Annotated in this window: 21 protein-coding genes; 13 read left to right on the plus strand and 8 right to left on the minus strand. The window is 64.1% G+C overall.

Features of this window, described 5'->3' with window-relative positions; translation table 11 throughout:
* Positions 1-196: 196 nt before the first annotated feature.
* Together NKJ28_RS16940 and NKJ28_RS16945 are read right to left on the minus strand one after the other, a co-directional pair.
* Positions 197-1,474: a polyhydroxyalkanoate depolymerase gene (locus NKJ28_RS16940; RefSeq protein WP_023675910.1), complete on the minus strand. Its 1,278-nt coding sequence runs from the start codon at positions 1,472-1,474 to the stop codon at positions 197-199.
* Positions 1,475-1,729: 255 nt separating this feature from the next.
* Positions 1,730-2,089, minus strand: a complete 360-nt coding sequence (locus NKJ28_RS16945; RefSeq protein WP_352636502.1) for a septal ring lytic transglycosylase RlpA family protein — start codon at positions 2,087-2,089, stop codon at positions 1,730-1,732.
* Between the two features lie 305 nt (positions 2,090-2,394).
* Here NKJ28_RS16945 and NKJ28_RS16950 point away from each other — a divergent pair, with 305 nt between their 5' ends.
* Complete coding sequence (locus tag NKJ28_RS16950) at positions 2,395-2,580, plus strand: hypothetical protein (protein ID WP_352636503.1); 186 nt, start codon at positions 2,395-2,397, stop codon at positions 2,578-2,580.
* Between the two features lie 58 nt (positions 2,581-2,638).
* Here the strand turns inward: NKJ28_RS16950 and NKJ28_RS16955 are convergent, their stop codons facing one another.
* The 4 genes from NKJ28_RS16955 to tauA form a co-directional block, all read right to left on the minus strand.
* Positions 2,639-2,827, minus strand: a complete 189-nt coding sequence (locus NKJ28_RS16955; RefSeq protein WP_023675907.1) for a hypothetical protein — start codon at positions 2,825-2,827, stop codon at positions 2,639-2,641.
* A gap of 6 nt (positions 2,828-2,833) precedes the next feature.
* Positions 2,834-3,700, minus strand: coding sequence for an ABC transporter permease subunit (locus tag NKJ28_RS16960; RefSeq protein ID WP_352636504.1), 867 nt, complete (start codon positions 3,698-3,700; stop codon positions 2,834-2,836).
* Entirely contained in the window at positions 3,697-4,470 is a 774-nt protein-coding gene (locus tag NKJ28_RS16965) for a taurine ABC transporter ATP-binding protein (RefSeq protein ID WP_352575414.1), read from the minus strand. Before NKJ28_RS16965 ends, NKJ28_RS16960 begins: the two co-directional genes overlap by 4 nt.
* Positions 4,471-4,578: 108 nt before the next feature.
* Complete coding sequence (gene tauA / locus NKJ28_RS16970) at positions 4,579-5,592, minus strand: taurine ABC transporter substrate-binding protein (protein ID WP_352570126.1); 1,014 nt, start codon at positions 5,590-5,592, stop codon at positions 4,579-4,581.
* Positions 5,593-5,943: 351 nt separating this feature from the next.
* Between tauA and NKJ28_RS16975 the strand changes: the two genes are divergently transcribed.
* The 4 genes from NKJ28_RS16975 (at position 5,944) to NKJ28_RS16990 (ending at position 8,820) form a co-directional block, all read left to right on the plus strand.
* Positions 5,944-6,135, plus strand: a complete 192-nt coding sequence (locus NKJ28_RS16975) for a hypothetical protein (RefSeq protein ID WP_352620885.1) — start codon at positions 5,944-5,946, stop codon at positions 6,133-6,135.
* Positions 6,136-6,282: 147 nt separating this feature from the next.
* A complete protein-coding gene (locus NKJ28_RS16980) occupies positions 6,283-6,735 on the plus strand; it encodes an RrF2 family transcriptional regulator (protein WP_023675902.1) in 453 nt (150 codons plus the stop codon).
* A 49-nt stretch (positions 6,736-6,784) separates the two neighbouring features.
* Positions 6,785-8,131, plus strand: coding sequence for an FAD/NAD(P)-binding protein (locus tag NKJ28_RS16985; protein WP_352620883.1), 1,347 nt, complete (start codon positions 6,785-6,787; stop codon positions 8,129-8,131).
* Positions 8,132-8,466: 335 nt separating this feature from the next.
* On the plus strand, positions 8,467-8,820 hold the full coding sequence (locus NKJ28_RS16990) for a winged helix-turn-helix transcriptional regulator (RefSeq protein WP_023675899.1): 354 nt from the start codon (positions 8,467-8,469) through the stop codon (positions 8,818-8,820).
* A gap of 114 nt (positions 8,821-8,934) precedes the next feature.
* On the opposite strand, the gene NKJ28_RS16995 is transcribed toward NKJ28_RS16990, so the two are convergent.
* The gene (locus NKJ28_RS16995) at positions 8,935-9,582 is read right to left on the minus strand and encodes a cysteine hydrolase family protein (protein ID WP_352620881.1); all 648 of its coding nucleotides are present in this window, start codon (positions 9,580-9,582) and stop codon (positions 8,935-8,937) included.
* Entirely contained in the window at positions 9,579-9,908 is a 330-nt protein-coding gene (locus tag NKJ28_RS17000; protein WP_352570136.1) for a hypothetical protein, read from the minus strand. Before NKJ28_RS17000 ends, NKJ28_RS16995 begins: the two co-directional genes overlap by 4 nt.
* A gap of 123 nt (positions 9,909-10,031) precedes the next feature.
* On the opposite strand from NKJ28_RS17000, the gene NKJ28_RS17005 reads away from it, so the two are divergent.
* From NKJ28_RS17005 to NKJ28_RS17040, 8 genes are all read left to right on the plus strand, one after another.
* A complete protein-coding gene (locus NKJ28_RS17005; protein ID WP_352570138.1) occupies positions 10,032-10,421 on the plus strand; it encodes a RidA family protein in 390 nt (129 codons plus the stop codon).
* 186 nt (positions 10,422-10,607) lie between these two features.
* Positions 10,608-12,032 (plus strand): pyridoxal-phosphate dependent enzyme, encoded by a 1,425-nt coding sequence (locus NKJ28_RS17010; protein ID WP_352570140.1) that lies wholly within the window; start codon positions 10,608-10,610, stop codon positions 12,030-12,032.
* A complete protein-coding gene (locus NKJ28_RS17015; RefSeq protein ID WP_352570142.1) occupies positions 12,029-13,210 on the plus strand; it encodes a cystathionine gamma-synthase in 1,182 nt (393 codons plus the stop codon). Before NKJ28_RS17010 ends, NKJ28_RS17015 begins: the two co-directional genes overlap by 4 nt.
* A gap of 306 nt (positions 13,211-13,516) precedes the next feature.
* Positions 13,517-14,485 (plus strand): GlxA family transcriptional regulator, encoded by a 969-nt coding sequence (locus NKJ28_RS17020; RefSeq protein WP_352570144.1) that lies wholly within the window; start codon positions 13,517-13,519, stop codon positions 14,483-14,485.
* Positions 14,486-14,778: 293 nt separating this feature from the next.
* Positions 14,779-16,083 carry a M24 family metallopeptidase gene (locus tag NKJ28_RS17025; protein WP_352570146.1) on the plus strand — a complete coding sequence of 435 codons (1,305 nt, stop codon included), beginning with the start codon at positions 14,779-14,781 and terminating at the stop codon, positions 16,081-16,083.
* A 20-nt stretch (positions 16,084-16,103) separates the two neighbouring features.
* Complete coding sequence (locus NKJ28_RS17030; RefSeq protein WP_352570148.1) at positions 16,104-16,781, plus strand: isochorismatase family protein; 678 nt, start codon at positions 16,104-16,106, stop codon at positions 16,779-16,781.
* Positions 16,782-16,797: 16 nt separating this feature from the next.
* Positions 16,798-17,790 carry an alpha/beta hydrolase gene (locus tag NKJ28_RS17035; protein WP_352570150.1) on the plus strand — a complete coding sequence of 331 codons (993 nt, stop codon included), beginning with the start codon at positions 16,798-16,800 and terminating at the stop codon, positions 17,788-17,790.
* Positions 17,791-18,111: 321 nt separating this feature from the next.
* A complete protein-coding gene (locus NKJ28_RS17040) occupies positions 18,112-19,752 on the plus strand; it encodes an ABC transporter substrate-binding protein (protein ID WP_352636505.1) in 1,641 nt (546 codons plus the stop codon).
* Positions 19,753-19,894: the final 142 nt, after the last annotated feature.

Here is a 19,894-nt window from a genome sequence, read left to right on the forward strand (position 1 = left end):
TTGTTGTTAACGAAACGTTAAGGGGTATTTACAGTCCGTGTCAATTATGAGGATGGATTGATTTTTGCGGCATGGTTACCCGCGTGGCGCCAACGCGACTATTGTGCAACAGGTCGACCGGCCGCACGGCCCCGCCAGCCGATGATTTTGGCATTGACCGACCTGATGCGGATTGACGGGCATCATCACTGGTCGCCTATTTCTTGCCGGTCCTGACCAGCTTGGGCTTCACCGCAACCCGATTCTGACGGCCGTAGCTGGTAATGAAATCGACGATGCGCGGCACGATTTCGGAGCGGAAGCGCGAGCCGTTGAACACCCCATAATGGCCGACCGCCGGCTGCATGTAATGGGCGTGCCTGTCGGCCGGGATGTTGATGCACAGGTCGTGCGCAGCCTTGGTCTGGCCAAGGCCGGAGATGTCGTCGTTCTCGCCCTCGACCGTGAACAGGGCGACATTGCGGATCGCCGAAGGGTCGACCGCCACGCCGCGATGCGTCATTTTGCCCTTGGGCAAGGCCTGGCGGACAAACACGGTGTCGACGGTCTGCAGGTAGAATTCCGCCGTCAGATCCATCACCGCCAGATATTCGTCGTAGAACTCGCGGTGCTTCTCGGCATTGTCGCCGTCATGCTTCACCAGATGCATGAAGAAGTCCTTGTGGGCGATGATGTGGCGGTCGAGGTTCATGCTCATGAACCCCGAAAGCTGCAGGAAGCCAGGATAGACCTCGCGGCCGAAACCCGGCACCGGCCAGGGCGCGCGCATGATGACGTTGTCGCGGAACCAGTCGATGCCCTTTTCCTGCGCCAGCAGATTGACCGCCGTCGGGTTGCGGCGCGTGTCGATGGGGCCGCCCATCAGCGTCATCGTCGAGGGCACGAACGGATCACCCTTGGCTTCCATCAGTGCCGCCGCCGCCAGCACCGGCACTGAAGGCTGGCACACCGCCATCACATGGGTGTCGGGGCCCAGCGCATGCAGCATGTCGACGATGTAGTCGATATAGTCGTCAAGATCGAAGCTGCCGTCGGCCAGCGGCACCATGCGGGCGTCGACCCAGTCGGTGATATGCACGTCGGCATAGGGCAGCATCGCCTCCACCGTGCCGCGCAGCAGCGTCGCGTAGTGGCCCGACATCGGCGCGACGATCAACAGCTTCGGATCCGGCCGGCGCCCAGCCGGAACCGCGCGCTCGAAACGGACCAGGTTGCAGAACGGCCGCGACCAGACGGTGCGTTCGCTGACCTCGACGGTTTTCCAGTCGACCACGGTTTTGGTCAGGCCGAATTGCGGCTTGCCGTAGCGGCGCGTCGTGCGCTCGAACAGTTCGGCCGTTGCCGCAACCGAGCGGCCCCAGGACGTGTGTGAGACCGGATTGAGCGGATTGGAGTAGAACAGGCGCACCGCATCGGCATAGAGGCGCGCCGGCTGCAAGGCGGCGTGGTTCAGTTCGTAGAGCTGGTAGAACATCGAGAACCCCGCTGCCGACTGCGATCGAAGGGCCGACGAGCAGCGCCGAGCCTTGAATGCCTTGCGGGGAAGTTAGCAACAATCTGCTGCGATGCAATACGTCAACTTGCGTGATTTATCCTCGTTCTTTCGTCCAAGGCGTTGAGAATCCGCCTGGAACGGCAACAGCCGGCTCAATGTGCACCTGCGAAGGCCTGGCAAGCAGCACGGCTATTGGGGACGAGCGTCGGAGGCGGTGTCCGGCCGTGGCGGCCGTTAGACCCGTGCCATGCAGACAGCGGTGTGGCCCGAGCTGATGAAGCCAAGCTGGCTGGCGGCGCCCTTCGACAGATCGAGCATCCGGCCCCTGATAAACGGGCCGCGGTCGTTGATACGCACGACGACGCTGCGGCCATTGTTGCGGTTGGTCACCTTCAGCCTGGTGCCGAACGGCAGGCTGCGATGCGCTGCGGTCAGCGCCGACGGGTTCATGCGTTCACCGGAAGCGGTTCTGGAATGCAGTGAGTACCAGGAGGCACGGCCGCACTGCGCGGCGGCGCTGGCAGTGGATGCGCCGACCATCAGGCCAGCCGCGATCATGGCCGCGACGAGCGCGGTCCGGTTGCTTTTGTTCATGTGTTGGGGACTGGCTCCGTTGACAGACCCGCGGCGGTTAGGGGCGAATGAGGCAGCAAATGCGGCAATGATCTGTCGGTTCCATGGCAATGTTACACGTTTGGAGTCGGCGCGAAACAATTTGTCAGAGATTTGCCGCAGCACGACACAGCTTCTTTGATGATCTTTGCACCGATCTCCGCATGTCTTGCGCAGGATCAGAGGTTAGCATCTAAGTAGAAGTTGGCGTGACCGAACCGCTTCTTTTAGCTGTTCCATTCCGGCCGGAACGCGGCTGACGATCGACTTGGAAAGGAGTTTCAGCAATGAGATTGATCAAAAATCTGCTGGCCTTGATTGTGCTCGCCACCGGCGTGCTGTGGTCATTGCAAGGCATCGGCCTTATCGGTGGCAGCTTCATGACCGGCCTGTCGCAATGGCTCTATGTCGGCATCGTCACCGCGCTGGTTGGCCTGGCCGGGCTGGCCTGGGCGAACCGCTCGCGTGGTTGAGCAGGCGTCGATGCTCAGGCATTCGCCGGAGCAGCACACAGCGGACCGTGGCAGTCGGTCACCGCGACCAGTATTGCCAGCCCCAGTAGAAACTTTCGTCGCGCGGTGGCAGGCGGTTGCGCTCCGCGTCCAGATGCACCGGCGTCGGCGTTTTGCGTTCGCCGTCAGGCGGCTGTTTGTCTCCGGCCTTGATCAGGCGGAGCCAATGGCCGAAATGCGCAAACAGTACAGCGGTGGAATGGGGCATCGTCGGTCACTCCCGCCCTGCCCACGGGACGAGCACCCGCTCGATCCTGCGGATGATGAATTCAAGCACGAAGGCAATGGCCGCGATCACCAGGATGCCCATCACCACCACGTCGGTGACGAGGAACTGGGCAGCGGACTGGATCATGAAGCCGAGCCCGCGCGTCGCGGCCACCAGCTCGGCGGCAACCAGCGTCGACCAGCCGGCGCCAAGCGCGATGCGCAGACCGGTCAGGATCGAGGGCAGCGCGCTGGGCAGGATCACGTGCCTGATCACTTGGCGCTGCGTGGCGCCAAGTGAGCGCGCTGCATTGATGCGTTCCTGCGAGACGCCGCGAATACCCGATGCCGTCGACAGCGCAACCGGCGCCAGCATCGCAATGCCAATCACCAGGATCTTGGACGGCTCGCCAATGCCGAACCAGATAATGATCAGCGGCAGATAGGCCAGCGGCGGGATCGGCCGCAGGAATTCGAGCAGCGGATCGAAGATGCCGCGCCCGATCGTGCTGATGCCGATAGCCAGCCCGATGGGAACGCCGACGAAAACGGCCGCGATCAGCGCTGCAAACACCCGCCACAGGCTGGCGGCAATATGCTGGAGCAGCGTCGCGTCGACAAAGCCGTCACGGGCGACGACGACAAATTTGTTCCAGACTGCGACAGGCGACGGCAGGAAAACCGGCGACACCAATTGCAGGCGGGCCGATACCGTCCACGCCGCCAGCACCACCAGAATGGTGATTGCGCTGACCACGCGGGCCGAAACGCGGCTGCGTCTCGGCCGCGGCCGCGACCATGGCACCGACAACCCGTCGGCTCCGTCGTCGACCTTGGAGCGCTGCGGCCGCTCGGTATAGGAGGTAACGGTCATGCTGCCTCCCCTTCGAAGATCGCGTCGGTCAGCTCGCCGCGCGCCGCGGCGAAGGCGGGATCGGCCTTGATGCTGCGAATGGCCTCGCCGGCTGCATAGCGCCGGCTGAAGCCGGTCTCGAAACTCCGCACCACCCGGCCAGGGCCGGGAGCGAGCACAATGATGCGGGTGGCAAGAACCAGCGCTTCGTCGATGCCGTGCGTGACCATCAGCACGCCGACCTGGCTTGCCGTCCACAGATCGAGCAGCGTTGTCTGCATGCGTTCGCGTGTCAGCGCATCGAGCGCGCCCAGCGGCTCGTCGAGCAGCAGGAATTGCGGCTCGGCCGCCAGCGCCCGGGCCAGGCCGACCCGCTGGCGCATGCCGCCGGAAAGCTCCCAGATGCGCTTATCGCCGGCGCCGTCGAGCTTCACCAGGGCCAGAAGCTTGTCGGCGCGCCGCGCCCGTTCAGCCGCCCTGACACCGCGCAGCCTGAGCGCAAAGGCGACATTTTCCCGCGCGGTCAGCCACGGAAACAGCGCGTCGTTCTGGAACACGACGGCGCGGTCAGAGCCTGGCGCCGTGACCGGCCTGCCGCCAATCGTGGCGCGTCCGCGCACAGGCTCGACCAAGCCCGCAGCGACGTTGAGCAACGAGGTCTTGCCGCAGCCGGAGCGGCCGACCAGGACAACGAAGTCATCCTTGGCGATTTCAATCGACACATTTTCGACCGCCGGCGCCGGCTGACCGTCATAGTGGACCGAGACCTTGTCGAGCACGAGATGCGTCATGGGAACCTCGCCGATATTCCGAATCTGTCTGCCCCGAAGCCGCTCCTCGCAAGCGGTTCGGGGCAGGGAGCACGCGGCGTCAGGGAAGGAGAACCGCGCGCGTTGGCGTCAGTTCGAGGCAAGCGCTTCGCTGACATATTTCGACGACACGTATTTCGAATAATCCGGCAGCACGGCGTCAATCTTGCCCTGCTCCTTGAGGAAGGCCGATGTCGCCTCGACCGCCTTGACCGTGCCGCCACCGAGGAACTTGTCCGAGGCCTGCTCCTCGAGCGTCGGGAAGACATAGCCCCTCAGCAGTTGCGGCACGTCTTCGAGCTTGGCCCCGGTGATCCTGGCAATCTTGGCCGCTTGCGGCGAGGACACCGACCATTGATCCGGCTTGGCCAGGAAGTCGGCATAGGCAGCGCCCGTCACTTTGACGAAGTCGCGCACCGCTTCCGGGTTCCTTTCGGCGAAGTCGGTGCGCACGATCCAGGCGTCGAAGGTCGGCGCGCCCCAGGCGGCGACCTGGGAGGAATCCAGCACGACCTTGCCCGTCGTCTTGATCTGGCCGAGTGCCGGATCCCAGACATAGGCGGCGTCGATGTCGCCGCGCGCCCATGCCGCCGCGATCTCCGGTGGCCGCAGATTGAGAATATCGACCGACTTCGGGTCGACACCCTCATGCTTCAGCGCGGCAAGCAGGCTGTAATGCGTCGTCGAAACGAAGGGCACCGCCACCTTCTTGCCGGCAAGGTCGGCGGCCTTCTCGATGCCGGCGCCGTTGCGGGCGACAAGGGCTTCGGATTCGCCGATCAGCCCGACAATGAAGATTGTCTGGATGGGAAGCTCGTGGCTCGCCGCCGCCGCCAGCGGGCTCGAGCCGACATAACCGATGTCGACCGAACCGGAAGCGATCGCCGCGATCACGTCGGCGCCGGAATCGAATTTCCGCCAGTCGATTGTCGACTTGGTCGCGCTCTCATAGGCGCCGTCGGCCTGCGGCACCTTCGAGGGTTCGACGACCGTCTGGTAGCCGATAGTGATCTTGAGGTCCTGCGCATCGGCTGGGCCGAGAAAGGCCGCACCAGCCAAGGCCGCCGAGGACAAGAGAACGATACGTCGCGAAATGGTGGACATGAAAGGCTCCTTGGAAAACGAGAAAAACCCGGATTGCGTTTCATAGTCACCTAACTCTATCGTTCTTGTAGAGTTAAATCCTTCCAATCGGTTCGGTCTTGTTAGAAAAAGTCATCTGGCTATGGCAGTTGCACATTCGCACGCTTCTGGGTGACGGGACGGCCCGGTGAGAACCATCGTCCTTGCCCGGGGAACCTCTTCCACGTCGTCCATGCGCGCACCAAGGATTTTCCCGTTTTCGCCCCTGCATCGGCAAACCATGCTGCGAGTAGCCAAGAAATTGGAAACAAGTTCCCTGTGTTCGCGGTTAAGTCTAGTATCCTTATCGACATTGAAGGATTGGAGAGGACGATGAGCGACGCCACCCTCCTTGTTGTCGCGCGCGGCATGCTTTGGCCTTCAAATTCAGGGGCAGAAACTGCTGTCGGTATTCTCGCCGATGGGGACATTCCTGCCGCCGGCCAGTTTGGCGGTACGCCATTGGCGGCGGCTTCTGTGCTTCCAAAAGCACAAGCCCCGGCCAAAATGGCCATTGCGGCGTGAAAACGAAGCAAAATCAACGTTTCTCGGCTTGTATATCATGTCACTAGAATTTATCTGTAGTGACAGCTTGGACGCGGCGGGGAGGCACGCCAGGCGTTTCGCAACCGGTGGCCTTGCGCCATCGCATGACAGAGAAACGTTCGGGTTATGCTCACGAAAAAAGGTAAATACGGCCTCAAGGCGCTCGTCCATCTGGCACGCCTCCCGGTTGGACAGCTCGCCTTCGTCAACGACATCGCCACAGGAAACAATATTCCGAAGAAGTTCCTCGATGCCATCCTTGGCGAATTGCGCAATGCCGGTTTCGTTCAGAGCCGCAAGGGCAAGGAGGGCGGCTACCGGCTGGCACGCCCGGCGGACGAGATCAAGGTCGGCCACGTCGTGCGCGTGCTCGACGGACCGCTTGCCCCCATTCCTTGCGCCAGCCGCACCCAGTATCAGCGCTGCGAAGACTGCAACGAGGCGACATGCCAAGTCCGACACCTGATGCTCGAGGTCCGGCAGGCCATCGCCGAGGTGCTGGACCAGCGCAGCCTCGCCGAAATGCGCGACATCGCCGGCGACGAGGATTTTTCGGCGGCATTAAAAATCCAGGCCTGAACCAATCTCTCCTGAGCTGGCGACGATCGCCAGGACAGCTGGTTTGCGTATGACCGGGCGCGCTACGCCAAGTTCGATCATCATTGTCGGCGGCGGTGCCAGCGGCGTCGTGCTTGCCGCGCATCTGCTGAAGTCGCCCAATCCCGATCTACGTGTCACCCTGATCGAAAAACGCCCGCATTTTGGGCAAGGCATGGCCTATTCAACGCTGCTGTCGGCGCATGTGCTGAATGTCAGCGCGTTGGGCATGAGCGCCTATGCCGATGATCCCGGCAATTTCTCGCGCTGGCTGCTTGAACGCGGCCTGGCAACGCCGGAACAGGCGCCGGTCTATGCGCCGCGCAGCGTCTACGCCCGCTATCTCAAGGAGTTGCTCGACGAGCTCGAGGCGCGTGAGCAGCAGACGGGCCGGCTGCGCCTGATCCGCGAGGAGAGCCTGTCGATCTCGCCGACCGCGTCAGGTGTCGAAGTGGCGCTGGCCAACGGCACCAGCGTGGTTGCGCATCTTGCCGTGCTCGCCACCGGCCACGACGAAGAGCCGGGGGCGGGGCAGGGGCATGCGATCAGGATGGGATCCGAGGCGGACACTGCGCTCGACCCCGAAGCCCGAGTCCTGGTGCTGGGCACGGGCTTGAGCATGGTCGATGCCTTCCTGTCGCTCGAGCAGCGCGGCCACCGCGGCGCGATCGTCGCGGTGTCTCGGCGCGGCCTGCTGCCTTCGCCGCATCGCAAGGGCAATCCGATCAAGCTCGACGTTGCCGACATTCCGCTCGGCACCCAGCTTTCCTATTTCGTCGGCTGGTTCCGCGACCTGATCCGGGAAAACCAGAAGGCCGGCATCGACTGGCGCGACGTCGTCGACGGTCTGAGACCCTTCAATCAGACGATCTGGCAGAACTGGCCGTCCTCGGCCAAGCGCCGCTTCGTCGAGCACACCAAAGCCTGGTGGGACATCCACCGCCACCGCATGGCGCCTGAAGTCTACGCTCGCGTTGCCGAGGCGGTGCAAGCGGGCCGCATCCGCCTTGTCGCCGGGCGCGTCGTCGAGATCGCCGCCGGCGACGGCTTCAGCGTACAGGTCCAGTCGCGCCACACGCAGCACCTCGAAAGGTTCGACTTTGCTCGCATCTATGATTGCACAGGGATCGCCAGGGACATCTCGACCACCTCGAACAGCGTGGTGCGGTCGCTGGTCGAGCGTGGGCTGGCACGGCCGGATCCGCTGCGCCTCGGCCTCGACGTGACCGCGAACTGCGAGGTCATCGCCGGCGACGGCACGGTATCCGCCAAGATCCTCGCCGTCGGGCCACTGACGCGCGGCACCTTCTTCGAAATCGACGCCATTCCCGATATTCGCGTGCAGTGTGCGCGGCTAAGCAAGCGCTTACTCGGATGAGGCCCCTTTGTCTTGACGCAATTCCGGACGCAGGACACCTGCCGCCGGGTGAAAAGATCTCGACCTCATAGCCTCGTTCGGTGAAGGCGAACCAAGGGTGCGGGAGTTCGCTCCACCAGAAGCCGACCGTCCAGCCCGTGGTGGTCGAGACAGCCGGGTTGGCGATGACGCCACACGTTTCGGCTGTCTCGCATTGACCGGATTGGTGTCGCGGACGCTCGTCTTCGTTCTCCTCTATGGATTTTGTAGCCGGCCAGGCCGTGAGCTGCGACCCTGGCCAGATGACCGGGCAAATTCTGCTTCCGTTGTCACCGTGCCTTGCCTAGCATTGGCGCATGACCCAACGCGGAAGACTGTACGGCTGTCCGGTCGAGTTCGCGCTCGACGCGCTCGGCGGCAAATGGAAGACGGTGATCCTGGCGCGGATCAAGGAACAGCCGATGCGCTATTCCGACCTGCGCCGGCTGATCCCCTCACTCTCGGACAAGATGCTGACGCAGCGCCTGGCCGAGCTTGTCGAGATCGGCTTCGTCACGCTCGAGACCTCGCCAGACGGCAAGGGGCGCTATGCCTTGACCGGGCGCGGTGAAGATCTCGCCGCCGCGCTCCAGGCGCTCTACGACTGGGGCAGCGTGCACGGCCGCGCCGAGGGCGTGCGTTTTCGCACCGACAGCGCAGCCACCACCTAGATCAATTCCGGGAAAAGCGCGGAGCGGTTTTCCGTCCGCAATGTGTGAAGACAAAGCGATGGAGCGGTTCGGCGTTGCCGTGAAACGGTGGGTCGCGCGGCAAGCCGATTGCCCTCAACCCGCGCCGGCAAGCGCACTGCAGAAGCCTGCGACGTCGGTGACGACGGCTTCGCCGAGGAAGCGTAGCGTCGCCATCGAGCGGTCGCGCGCTTCGCGGTTTCCGAAGCCACAGGCGTCCTCGATTACCATGGCGACGAAGCCATTGTCGGTCGCCTGGCGAACGGTCGGCTCGATGCCGATCTCCATGGCGATGCCAGCGAGCGCTATCGTGCGCACGCCGCAATCGCGCAAGGCAAAGCCGAGCGCGGTGGAATCGAAGGCCGACATCGTGAGCTTGTCGAACACCGCCTCGTCATCGCGGGGTTCCAGCTCGGGCACGATCCGCGTCGCTTCGGCGTCGCGCGGGAACCACGGCTCGACCATGTCGGGGCTGTCGCGCCGCTGCCAGGCCATGGCGGTGCGCAGCTGCGTCGCGCCCATCCATTTGCGCGGCAGCGACAGATGGCGCGTGAACGCCACCCGCATTCCGGCCCCGCGCGCCGCTTCCAGCACCGTGCCGGTACACTCGACGATGGTCGCGGCGCCGGCCACCTGGCGGCAGATGCCGACCTGCATATCGTAGACCACCAGCGCCGTGCGGCGCGGATCGCACCACTCAGCCAGGCTGGCCGAAATTTCGATCCCGTCGCTCGACCGGATCATGCCGCCGTCCGGTCCCATGGCTTGGCGATATCGACCGTCGGGTCGAACAGGAATTCCAGCGGCAATGGCGCGTCGAAGGCGATGAAGTGCCATTCCAGCATCCCGGCCTTGGACAGCGGGAAGTCCTCGGTGTAGCGCCTCGCTTCCGCGACGCTGTCGAGCTCGAAGACGATGATGACGCCGCCAATATCGCCGCGCGCATAATTCTCGCGCACGATCCCCGCCTTCCAGAGCCGCCAGACATTCGACACTTCGTCGCGCAGATAAGGCCGCAAATCGTCGAGCGTGACGCCGGGCTTGAAATTGTCATAGGCAAGAATCTTCATCGGCCATTCCTTGCATTGCTGTTCGCCCAGCGCCGGGTAGCATGGCGGAATCGGCAGCCGCAACGAACGAGATGGTGCGTTGAAACGGCCGCAGGGTATTTTTCGCTGAGGAGGAAAAGCGCGGTGAGGCTGAACCCCGAGGGCATGCACAGCAACCCGGCCTATTCGCAAGGCGTGTCGCTGCCGGCATCCGCGCGCATCGTGCTGGTCGGCGGCCAGAATGGCGTCGACGCGCAAGGCCGGATCGTCGCCAGGGACGATCTCCCTGCACAGACCGCTCAGGCGCTTTCCAACCTGGCAAAGGTGCTCGAAGCCGGTGGGGCAAAGCCTGAAGACCTCGTCAGCCTCTCGGTCTATATCGCCGGCGACCTGGACATAGGGCCGGCCTTCGGCGCCTGGATGGCCTTCTGGGCAAACCGTGGCGCGCCGCCGATCATCAAGGTGCTGCGCGTCGCCGGCCTCGGTAATCCGGATTTTCTGATCGAGATCGAAGCCCAGGCGGCGATCGCCTGAACCCTAAGCGGGTTCTGCAAATCTTTTGCCCTGCCTGCAGGCCGGCGAAGCGTTCGCGAAATTCCATTCCCCTGCTGGCGGCCGGATTGGCACGATCTATCTTCTTTCCAACTGCAAACGGCTGGAAAAGACGGTAGGTTGCCGTCTTCCAGGGCGGTTGCTCATTCTGGCAACGGAGTATCTGACATGAGCAAGCACAAGATCGTGGCACCAGACGATGCATCGTCCCGCCTGCGCCCGCCCTATGCCTCGGTTCTCGACCTGATCGGGCAGACACCGGTCGTCGAGCTGACCAAATTCGACATCGGCAAGTGCCGGCTGTTCATCAAGCTCGAAAGCCAGAATCCCGGTGGCTCGATCAAGGACCGCATCGCGCTGTCGATGATTGCCGCCGCCGAAAAACAGGGCAAACTGAAACGCGGCGGGACGATCGTGGAGGCGACCGCCGGCAATACCGGTCTTGGTCTCGCCCAGGTCGGCATCCCCAAGGGCTACCGCATCATCCTCGTCGTGCCCGACAAGATGTCGCGCGAAAAAATCCAGCATCTGCGGGCGCTCGGCGCGGAAGTGCGCATGACGCGTTCCGATGTCGGCAAGGGCCATGCCGAATATTATCAGGACATGGCCGAAAAGATCGCCGCCGAGTTGCCCGGCGCCTTCTACGCCAACCAGTTTGCCAACCCGGCCAATCCGCTGGCCCACGAAACCACGACCGGGCCGGAAATCTTTCAACAACTCGGAGGCGATGTCGATGCGGTGGTCGTCGGCGTCGGCTCCGGCGGCACGCTGACCGGGCTTGGCCGCTATTTTGCGAAAGTCTCGCCGAAGACCGAGATGATTTTGGCCGATCCGGTCGGCTCGGTGCTGGCCCCGTTGATCAAGACCGGCAAGATGGTAGAGGCCGGAAGCTGGACCGTCGAAGGCATCGGCGAGGATTTCGTGCCGCCCAATGCCGATCTGTCGCTGGTCAGGAAGGCCTATTCCATCCCCGACAAGCAGAGCATGCTTGCGGTGCGCGACCTGCTTTCGAAGGAAGGCATTCTCGCCGGCTCGTCGTCCGGTACGCTGCTTTCGGCAGCGCTTCGCTATTGCCGCGAGCAGACCGTGCCGAAGCGCGTCGTTACCTTCGTCTGCGACAGCGGCAACAAGTACCTGTCGAAAGTCTTCGACGATTTCTGGCTGGTCGAGCAGGGCCTGGCCGAGCAGGAGCAGCATGGCGACCTGCGCGACCTGGTCATGCGCACGCTCCGCACCGGCGATGTCGTGTCCGTCGGCCCGGACGAAAGCCTGCTCAACGCCTATGGCCGCATGCGCCGATCGGATGTCTCGCAGCTGCCGGTGCTGGACGAGGGCAAGCTCGTCGGCATCATCGACGAAAGCGATATCCTCGCCAAGGTCGAAGGCCCCTATGACAGCCGCTGGGACCGCTTCAAGGCCCCGGTCAGTACGGCTATGACCTCTACCCTGCACACGCTGCAAGCCAGCCAGACGCTGGACGCGTTGCTGCCGGTCTTCGATCGCAACGAGGTCGCCATCGTCTTCGATGGCGACGAATTCATCGGCCTGATAACACGCATCGACCTGATCAACCATCTGAGGCGCGCCCGATGACCGTCAAAGCCACCGTATCGGGCAAAAACCGCCTCGCCTTTTCGACGCGCACCATCCATGGCGGCCAGAGCCACGACCCGACGACGGGCGCGGTGATGGTACCGATCTATGCCACTTCGACCTACGGTCAGCAGAGCCCGGGCGTGCACAAGGGCTTTGAATATGCCCGCAGCCAGAACCCGACCCGCTTCGCCTTCGAGCGCGCGGTGGCCGACCTCGAAAGCGGCACAGCCGCCTTCGCCTTCGCTTCGGGGCTGGCGGCGATCGCAACCATTTTCGAATTGCTCGATTCAGGCGCGCATATCGTCGCGACCGACGACATCTATGGCGGCACGTTCCGGTTGCTGGAACGGGTGCGCAAGCGCTCGGCCAATTTGCAGGTCGACTTCGTCGACTTCACCGACCTTGCCGCGGTCGAGGCGGCGATCCGCCCGGAAACCAAAATGCTCTGGGTCGAGACGCCGACCAACCCGCTGCTGCGTGTCGTCGACCTCGAAGGCGTCGCAGCACTTGCCAGGCGCAAAGGCGTGCTCTCAGTCGCCGACAACACTTTCTGCAGCCCCTATCTGCAGCGGCCGCTGGAGCTCGGCATCGACATCGTGGTCCATTCGACGACGAAATACCTCAACGGCCATTCCGACATGGTCGGCGGCGTCGCCGTGGTCGGCGACAACAAGGATCTCGCCGACCGGCTGAAATTCCTGCAGAACGCCATCGGCGCCATTTCAGGGCCGTTCGACAGTTTCCTGGCGCTGCGCGGACTGAAGACGCTTGCGCTGAGGATGGAGCGTCATTCGTCGAACGGCCAGAAGATCGCGCACTGGCTGGAGACCCGTCCCGACATCCGCCGTGTCATCTATCCCGGCCTGCCCAGCCACCCGCAGCACGCCATCGCCAGGCGGCAGATGCACGCCTTCGGCGGCATGATCACGGTCGAGCTCGACCGCGACCTCGCCGGCACCAAACGCTTCCTCGAACATACGCAACTGTTCACGCTGGCCGAAAGCCTCGGCGGCGTCGAAAGCCTGATCGAGCACCCGGCGCTGATGACGCACGGCTCGATCCCGGCGAAAAAACGCGCCGAGATCGGGATTTCGGATTCGCTGGTGCGGTTGTCGGCCGGGATCGAGGACGGCGACGATCTGATCGCGGATCTGGATCAGGCGCTGGCGAGTTAGAAAGCGCCCGACCAAAGGCGATCGACCGCCAATGTTGGCGCTGCCCCTCATCGCCCTGCCGGGCACTTCTCCCCGTATAGGGACGGGGAGAAGGGAAATGGCCGCAACGCCGCCGCTCTCTTTGCAATGTTGGCGATTGGCGAACCCGTCGATGAGAGCGCTCCTCTCCCCGTCACTATACGGGGAGAGGATGCCGGCAGGCAGGTGAGGGGCAGCGCCGGCGCTTCGTGATCACGCCAACCCCGTTGACCCCAAGCCCCATCTGCCCGAATTGTAGCGCCGCAACCCTCCCGGCTCCGGACCCCCATGGCCACGCGCGACGCACCCAAACCTACCGAGCCCCTCACCTTCGCCGTGCTGGTTTTCCCCGGCTTTCCGATGATGGCGTTCAGCTCGGTGATCGAGCCGCTGCGCGCGGCGAACGTGCTGGCCAAGCGGGACTGGTACCGCTGGATCATCGTCGGCGCCGCCGAAGGCCCGGTGGAGGCCTCGAACGGCGTCGTCATCCAGCCCGGCTTTGCCGCCCATGACGCGCCGAAGGTCGATCGCGTCGTCGTCTGCTCGGGCGGCGATGCCGATCATCTCGTCGCGCACGATGCGGTGAGCTGGATCCGCAGGAGCCTGCGCGACGGCGCCCATATCGGTGCGGTGGCGGATGCCGCCTTCTTCCTGGCTCGGGCCGGCCTGCTCGACGGTCATGCCTGCACCTTGCACTGGACCAGCCAGGCTGCCTTCACCGAAGCGTTTCCGGATATCGAGCTGAGGCGCGATCTCTATGTCATCGACCGCAAGCGCTTCACTTCGGCCGGTGGCGTCGGCAGCCTCGACATGATGCTGGAGATCATCACCAGCGATTATGGCGCCGAACTGGCCGCCGGCGTCGCCGAATGGTTTGTGCACAGCCCGCTACGCTCCAGCGTCGACCGCAAGCTGATGCCGCTCAGGCTGCGGACCGGCGTGCAGAACGAACTGGTGCTGTCGGCCATCGCCATCATGGAGGATGCGGTGGAGGAGCGGCTCGGCATGGCGGAACTGGCGGGGCGACTTGGTGTCTCCTCCGATAAGCTCGAACGCAATTTCCGCTCCGAACTCAGTATCTCGCCCAACGGCTATTACCGCCGCCTGCGGCTGAAGCGTGCCGCCGACCTCTTGGCGCATTCGACGCTGATGGTGCGCGACGTCGCGCTGGCCTGCGGTTTCGCCTCGATGTCGAGCTTTGCGCGGGCGTTCCGGGAGGAGCATGGCCATGCGCCGAAGGTGATGCGGAGGCATTAGGTATTTCGGATGTTGGCGGGACAGCGCCCCTCTCTGCCCTGCCGGGCATCTCCCCCACAAAGGGGGGAGATTGGCCGTCGCCTCCGCTTTCGCCAATTGCCAACATCGCGAGAGTAGCGCCATCGGCGAAGCTGCCGATCTCCCCCCTCGTGGGGGAGATGTCCGGCAGGACAGAGAGGGGCGCGAAGGATCGCCGGCGCGTCGGGGCTGCGGCATCCGGCACAACATATGCGGCATCTCGCACAGCCTCTACGCGGCGCATAGCCCATCCTCGCCGCTTCCAGGAGGCACCCATGAGCATCGTCGTTTTTGACCCCGACAGCACCGAGGATGTCGACTTCAAGGACCGCATGCGCCATCCGGCGGCGGCGGATCCGGCCGGCGGCATGTGGCTGTCGGACACCGAGCCGTCCTTCATCGACGCCGACGCGCTGCGCAAGGGCCGGCTGGCCAGGCTGCGCGCCTGGATGCGCGAGGCCGGCTATGGCGGCGTCGTTTTGTTCGACCCCTACAACCAGCGCTACGCCACCGGCTCGCGCAACATGTTCGGCTATTTCCTGCGCAACTCGACGCGCTACTTCTTCATCCCCACCGAAGGGCCGATCGTGTTGTTCGAATATCCGCAGAGCTACCATGTCTCGATGGTGCTCGACACGATCGACGAGGCGCGTCCGTCCAAGCTGGTCTGGTCATCGGTGTCAGGCCGCGACGACGAGACCGCCGGCCCGTTCGCCGATGAGATCGCCGAATTGCTCAAGGCGCATGGCGGCGGCTCGATGAAGCTCGGCCTTGACCGCTGCAGCCATCTGCAGGCACTGGCGCTGGAAAAGCGCGGCTGCGAGGTGCGGGATTGCCAGGGCGAGATTTTGGCGGTGCGCGCGGTCAAGACGCCCGAGGAAGTAAAATGCCTGCAGGTGTCGATGGCTGGTGCCGAGGCTGCGGTCTATGCGGTGCGCGAGGCGATCAAGCCTGGCGTTTCCGAAAACGAGCTGTTCGCCATCATGTATGGTGAGGTGATCCGGCAAGGCGGCGAGTTCATCGAGACCCGGCTGCTGACCTCGGGCCAGCGCACCAATCCGTGGTTCAACGAGGCGAGCGGCCGCAAGATCAGGCCGGGCGAACTCTTGGCGCTCGATACCGATACGATCGGCTGCTACGGCTATTATTCGGACTTTTCGCGCACCTTCCGTTGCGGACCGGGCAAGCCGACGGACTATCAGAAGTCGCTCTACCGCATGGCGCACGACCAGGTTCAGCACAATATCGGGGTCGTCAAGCCGGGCATGGCGTTTCGCGAGATTGCCGAAAGGGCCTGGAAGATACCGGACCGCTTCGTCGACCAGCGTTATACCTCGGTCATGCACGGCGTCGGCATGCATGGCGAAACGCCGTTCATAGCGCACGCCATGGACTACGAGACCTATGGCCGCGACGGGGTCATCGTGCCCGGCATGGTGGTCAGCGTCGAAAGCTATATCGGCGAGAAGGGCGGCCGCGAGGGCGTCAAGCTGGAAGACGAGATCCTGATCACCGAGACCGGCACCGAGCTCCTGTCGCGCTTCCCCTATGAGGATGTTTTCCTTGACAGGCATGTTTGAGTGTTGACAGGCAGTTTTGCATGAAAAGCCCGATCTCGATCAAGCGCGGCAAGGTGGCGGCGGTGTTCATCGATCTCCAGGAGGAGCATCGGCGGGACAAGCGCTATCTGGTCGAAGGCTATGGCGACATCCTCGCCAACGTCCAGCGGCTGCAGGAGGCGGCGCGGGCCAACAATGTGCCCCTTTACCACTGGGCCTATATCGTCGATCTCGCCACGGCGCGGCCGCTCCACCCGGTCGAGGCCAGCGGCAAGTCGGCGTTTTCCGACAAGGACGATCCGCTGACTGCGATCTGCGCGGAAGTGGGCCCGGCGACAGGCGAGATGATGCTGGTCAAGACCGATGCCAGCGCCTTCCGCACGGGGCCTGCCGCCGAGCGGCTGAAGGCCGACGGCATCGAGTGGCTGGTCGTTGCCGGCGTCTGGACCGAGGCCTGCATCGATGCCACCGTCAAGGATGCGGTGGCGCTCGGGTTTCGAGTGCTGCTGGTCAAGGATGCCTGCGGCAGCGGCAGCACGGCGATGCACCAGACGGCCATCCTCAACCTTGCCAACCGGCTCTATGGCGGTGCCGTCACCACCACCGACGGCGCCTGCCGGCTGCTGGCAGGCGAGACGGTCGAAGCCTGGCAGGTCGAGGGCTCGGTGCCGCTGCGCTTCAGCTATGAAAATGCTGCCCGGCTCTACGCCGAGCTCTGAGCGGGATCGCGCAGCGATGATCACCGAGGCCGAGCGACCCGGAACGAGAGGGCGCGGAAAATACCAAACGCTGCTCGATCCGGAGCTGTGGGCCTATATCGATCGGGTCAACGAGTGGTATCCGCCCGAAATCGTCTACATGCCGATCGACAGGCAGCGGGCGGTCTATGATGCCATGTGCCGGGCGTTTCGCGAGCCCTATCCACCCGGCGTCAAGGCCAGCGACAGCGCGGTTCCTGCCGGCGACCGTGCGATCCCGGTCCGGCGTTACCAGATGGCGGGCACGGCGCCGCAAGCGATGGTTGTCTATTATCACGGCGGCGGCTTCGTCCTTGGCGGGCTCGACAGCCATGACGACACCTGCGCCGAGATATGCGCCGGCACCGGCTTTGCCGTGCTGTCCGCCGATTACCGGCTGGCGCCCGAGCATCTGCATCCGGCCGCCTTCGACGATGCGCTGGCCGTATTCGAATGGGCGACGGCGACGGCCGGCCTGCCGATAGTGCTCTGCGGCGAAAGCGCCGGCGGCAATCTGGCCGCTGCGGTGGCACAGGCGACACGCCGCCATCCTCGCCATGCGATCGGCCAGGTGCTGATCTATCCCGAGCTCGGCGGCCCGGAACCAGTTGGCAAAGAGAGCGCCGGCTCCTGTGTCGAGCACGCCGAAGCGCCGCTGCTGACGTTGCGCGACATCGAGTTCTATCGCCAGATCCGGTCGGCGAAGGGACAGTCGCAGGACGACCCGACCTTTTCGCCGCTCAGCGACACCGACTTCTCCGGGCTGCCGCCGACGGTCATCGTCACCGCGCAATGCGACCCGCTGTCCTCGGAAGGCGAGGCCTATCGCGACCGCATCCTGGCCGCCGGCGGTCGCGCCTGGTGGCATGAGGAGCCGCGCCTCGTGCATGGCTTTCTACGCGCCCGCGAGACCGTGCCGCGAGCCGGCGAAGCCTTCGGGCGCATCATTGCGGCCATCGCCGCGCTCGGCAAAGGCGACTGGCCTTACTGAGGTTGCGAAGGCCCCCTCATCCGGCCGCTTCGCGTCCACCTTCTCCCCGCTGGGGAGAAGAGGCTGGCATCAACGCTGGCGACCTCCTCTCCCCCCGGGGGAGAGCTCGGATTGCCCCGTATTGCTCTTCGTAATTCGGTTGGCAATCCGGGTGAGGGGGACCTTCCGTTTGCGGAACAGCGCACAAGAACTGCGGAAGTCCGAACACTCCCCCACGGGAGCTCGCCCTATCATCCCCGAGGCAATGGCGCTCCGGCGATCGCATCCGTCCCCCGCGTTTGGCGATCGGCAGAGGTGCCCAACAACAGGGGAATGACGACAATGAAGTTCATGCTGACCGATCGAAAACTGCATCCGCAGGCCGAGCCCGTCGCCGATGGCTTCAAGAAAGGCCAGATGAACCGGCGCGAATATCTCGCCACCATGGCTGCGCTCGGCGTCAGCGCTACCGGCGCGCTGGCGCTCGGCGGGCTTGCGCCGTCACCGGCCAGGGCCGAGGAGCCGAAGCGCGGCGGCATCTTGCGCGTCGCCATGAACGTCAAGGGCTGGAAGGATCCGCGCACCTTCGACGGCGTCGAGATGTCCAACGTCGCCCGCCAGTGCAACGAATATTTGGTGCGCTGGAAGCGCGACTTCACCTTCGAGCCATGGCTGCTCGAGAGCTGGGAAACCAGCGACGACGCCCGCGTGCTGACGCTGCATGTCCGCAAGGGCATCACCTGGTCGAACGGCGACACCTTCAACGCCGACGACGTGATCCACAATCTGACGCGCTGGTGCGATGCGTCCGTCGCCGGCAATTCGGTGGCCGCGCGCATGGGCGCACTGGTCAACACCGATACCAAGAAGGCCGTCGACGGCGGCATCGAGCGCGTCGACGATTTCACCGTCCGGCTCAATTTGCCCAAGCCCGACATTTCGCTGATCGCCGGCATGGCCGACTATCCGGCGCTGATCATGCACCGCAGCTATGAAGGCGACGGCGATCCGCTGAAGGCATTGGCGATCACCACCGGGCCTTGCGAACTCGTGGCATGGGACGCCGAGGTCGGCGCCGAAGTCCGCCGCAAGGACAAGCCATGGTGGAAGGGCGAGTTCTACCTCGACGGCATCAAATGGGTCGACTACGGCTCCGACCCCAACGCCATGCTGTCGGCCTTCGAATCGGGCGAGATCGACACCGACCACGAAACCGCCTCCGATACGGTTGCGCAGACCGAGTCCATGGGCCTGAGCAATTCCGAGATCGCCACCGGTTCGACCATCGTGGCGCGTTTCAACGTCGGCAACCCGCCCTATGACGACATCAAGGTGCGGCGCGCCGCCCAACTTGCCGTCGACAATGCCGCCGTGCTGAAGATCGGCATGGACAACCGCGGCAAGCCTGCCGAGAACCATCATGTCGGGCCGATGCATCCCGAATATGCCGATATCGGCCCGGCCGTCCGCAACATTGATCAAGCCAAGGCCCTGCTCGCCGAGGCCAGCAAGGCCGACCACGAATACGAACTCATCTCGGTCGACGTCGACTGGCAGAAGAGCACCGGCGACGCCATCGCCGCGCAGATGCGCGAGGCCGGGCTGAAAATCAAGCGCACCGTGCTGCCGGCCGCGACCTTCTGGAACGACTGGAGCAAATATCCTTTCTCCTGCACGGAATGGCTCGGCCGGCCGCTCGGCGTCCAGGTGCTGGCACTCGCTTATAAGTCTGGCGCCGCATGGAACGAGAGCGCCTACGCCGATCCGGAATTCGACAGTCTGCTCGACAAGGCGCTGGCGATGCCCGATCCCGGCGCCCGCAAGGAGCTCATGGCCAAGATCGAACAGAATCTCCGCGATTCCGGCATCATCATCCAGCCCTACTGGCGCTCGGTCTACCGCACCTACCGCAAGGGCGTGCATGGCTGCGAGCAGCACCAGTCGCTCGAGCAGCATTTCGAGAAGGTTTGGCTCGAGGCGTAGCCTTGCAGACGACCAATTGTCGGGGCCAGCGCCGCTCCTTCTTCCTTCTCCCCTTGTGAGGGCTTTGCACGGGAAGCGAAATCCTGGTTGGTGAGTTAATGGGGCTTTTTTGAAGGCCGGGAAAGCAGTTTTCGACGGCTTG

The organism is Mesorhizobium sp. M0145, from assembly GCF_040322355.1.
Taxonomy (GTDB): domain Bacteria; phylum Pseudomonadota; class Alphaproteobacteria; order Rhizobiales; family Rhizobiaceae; genus Mesorhizobium.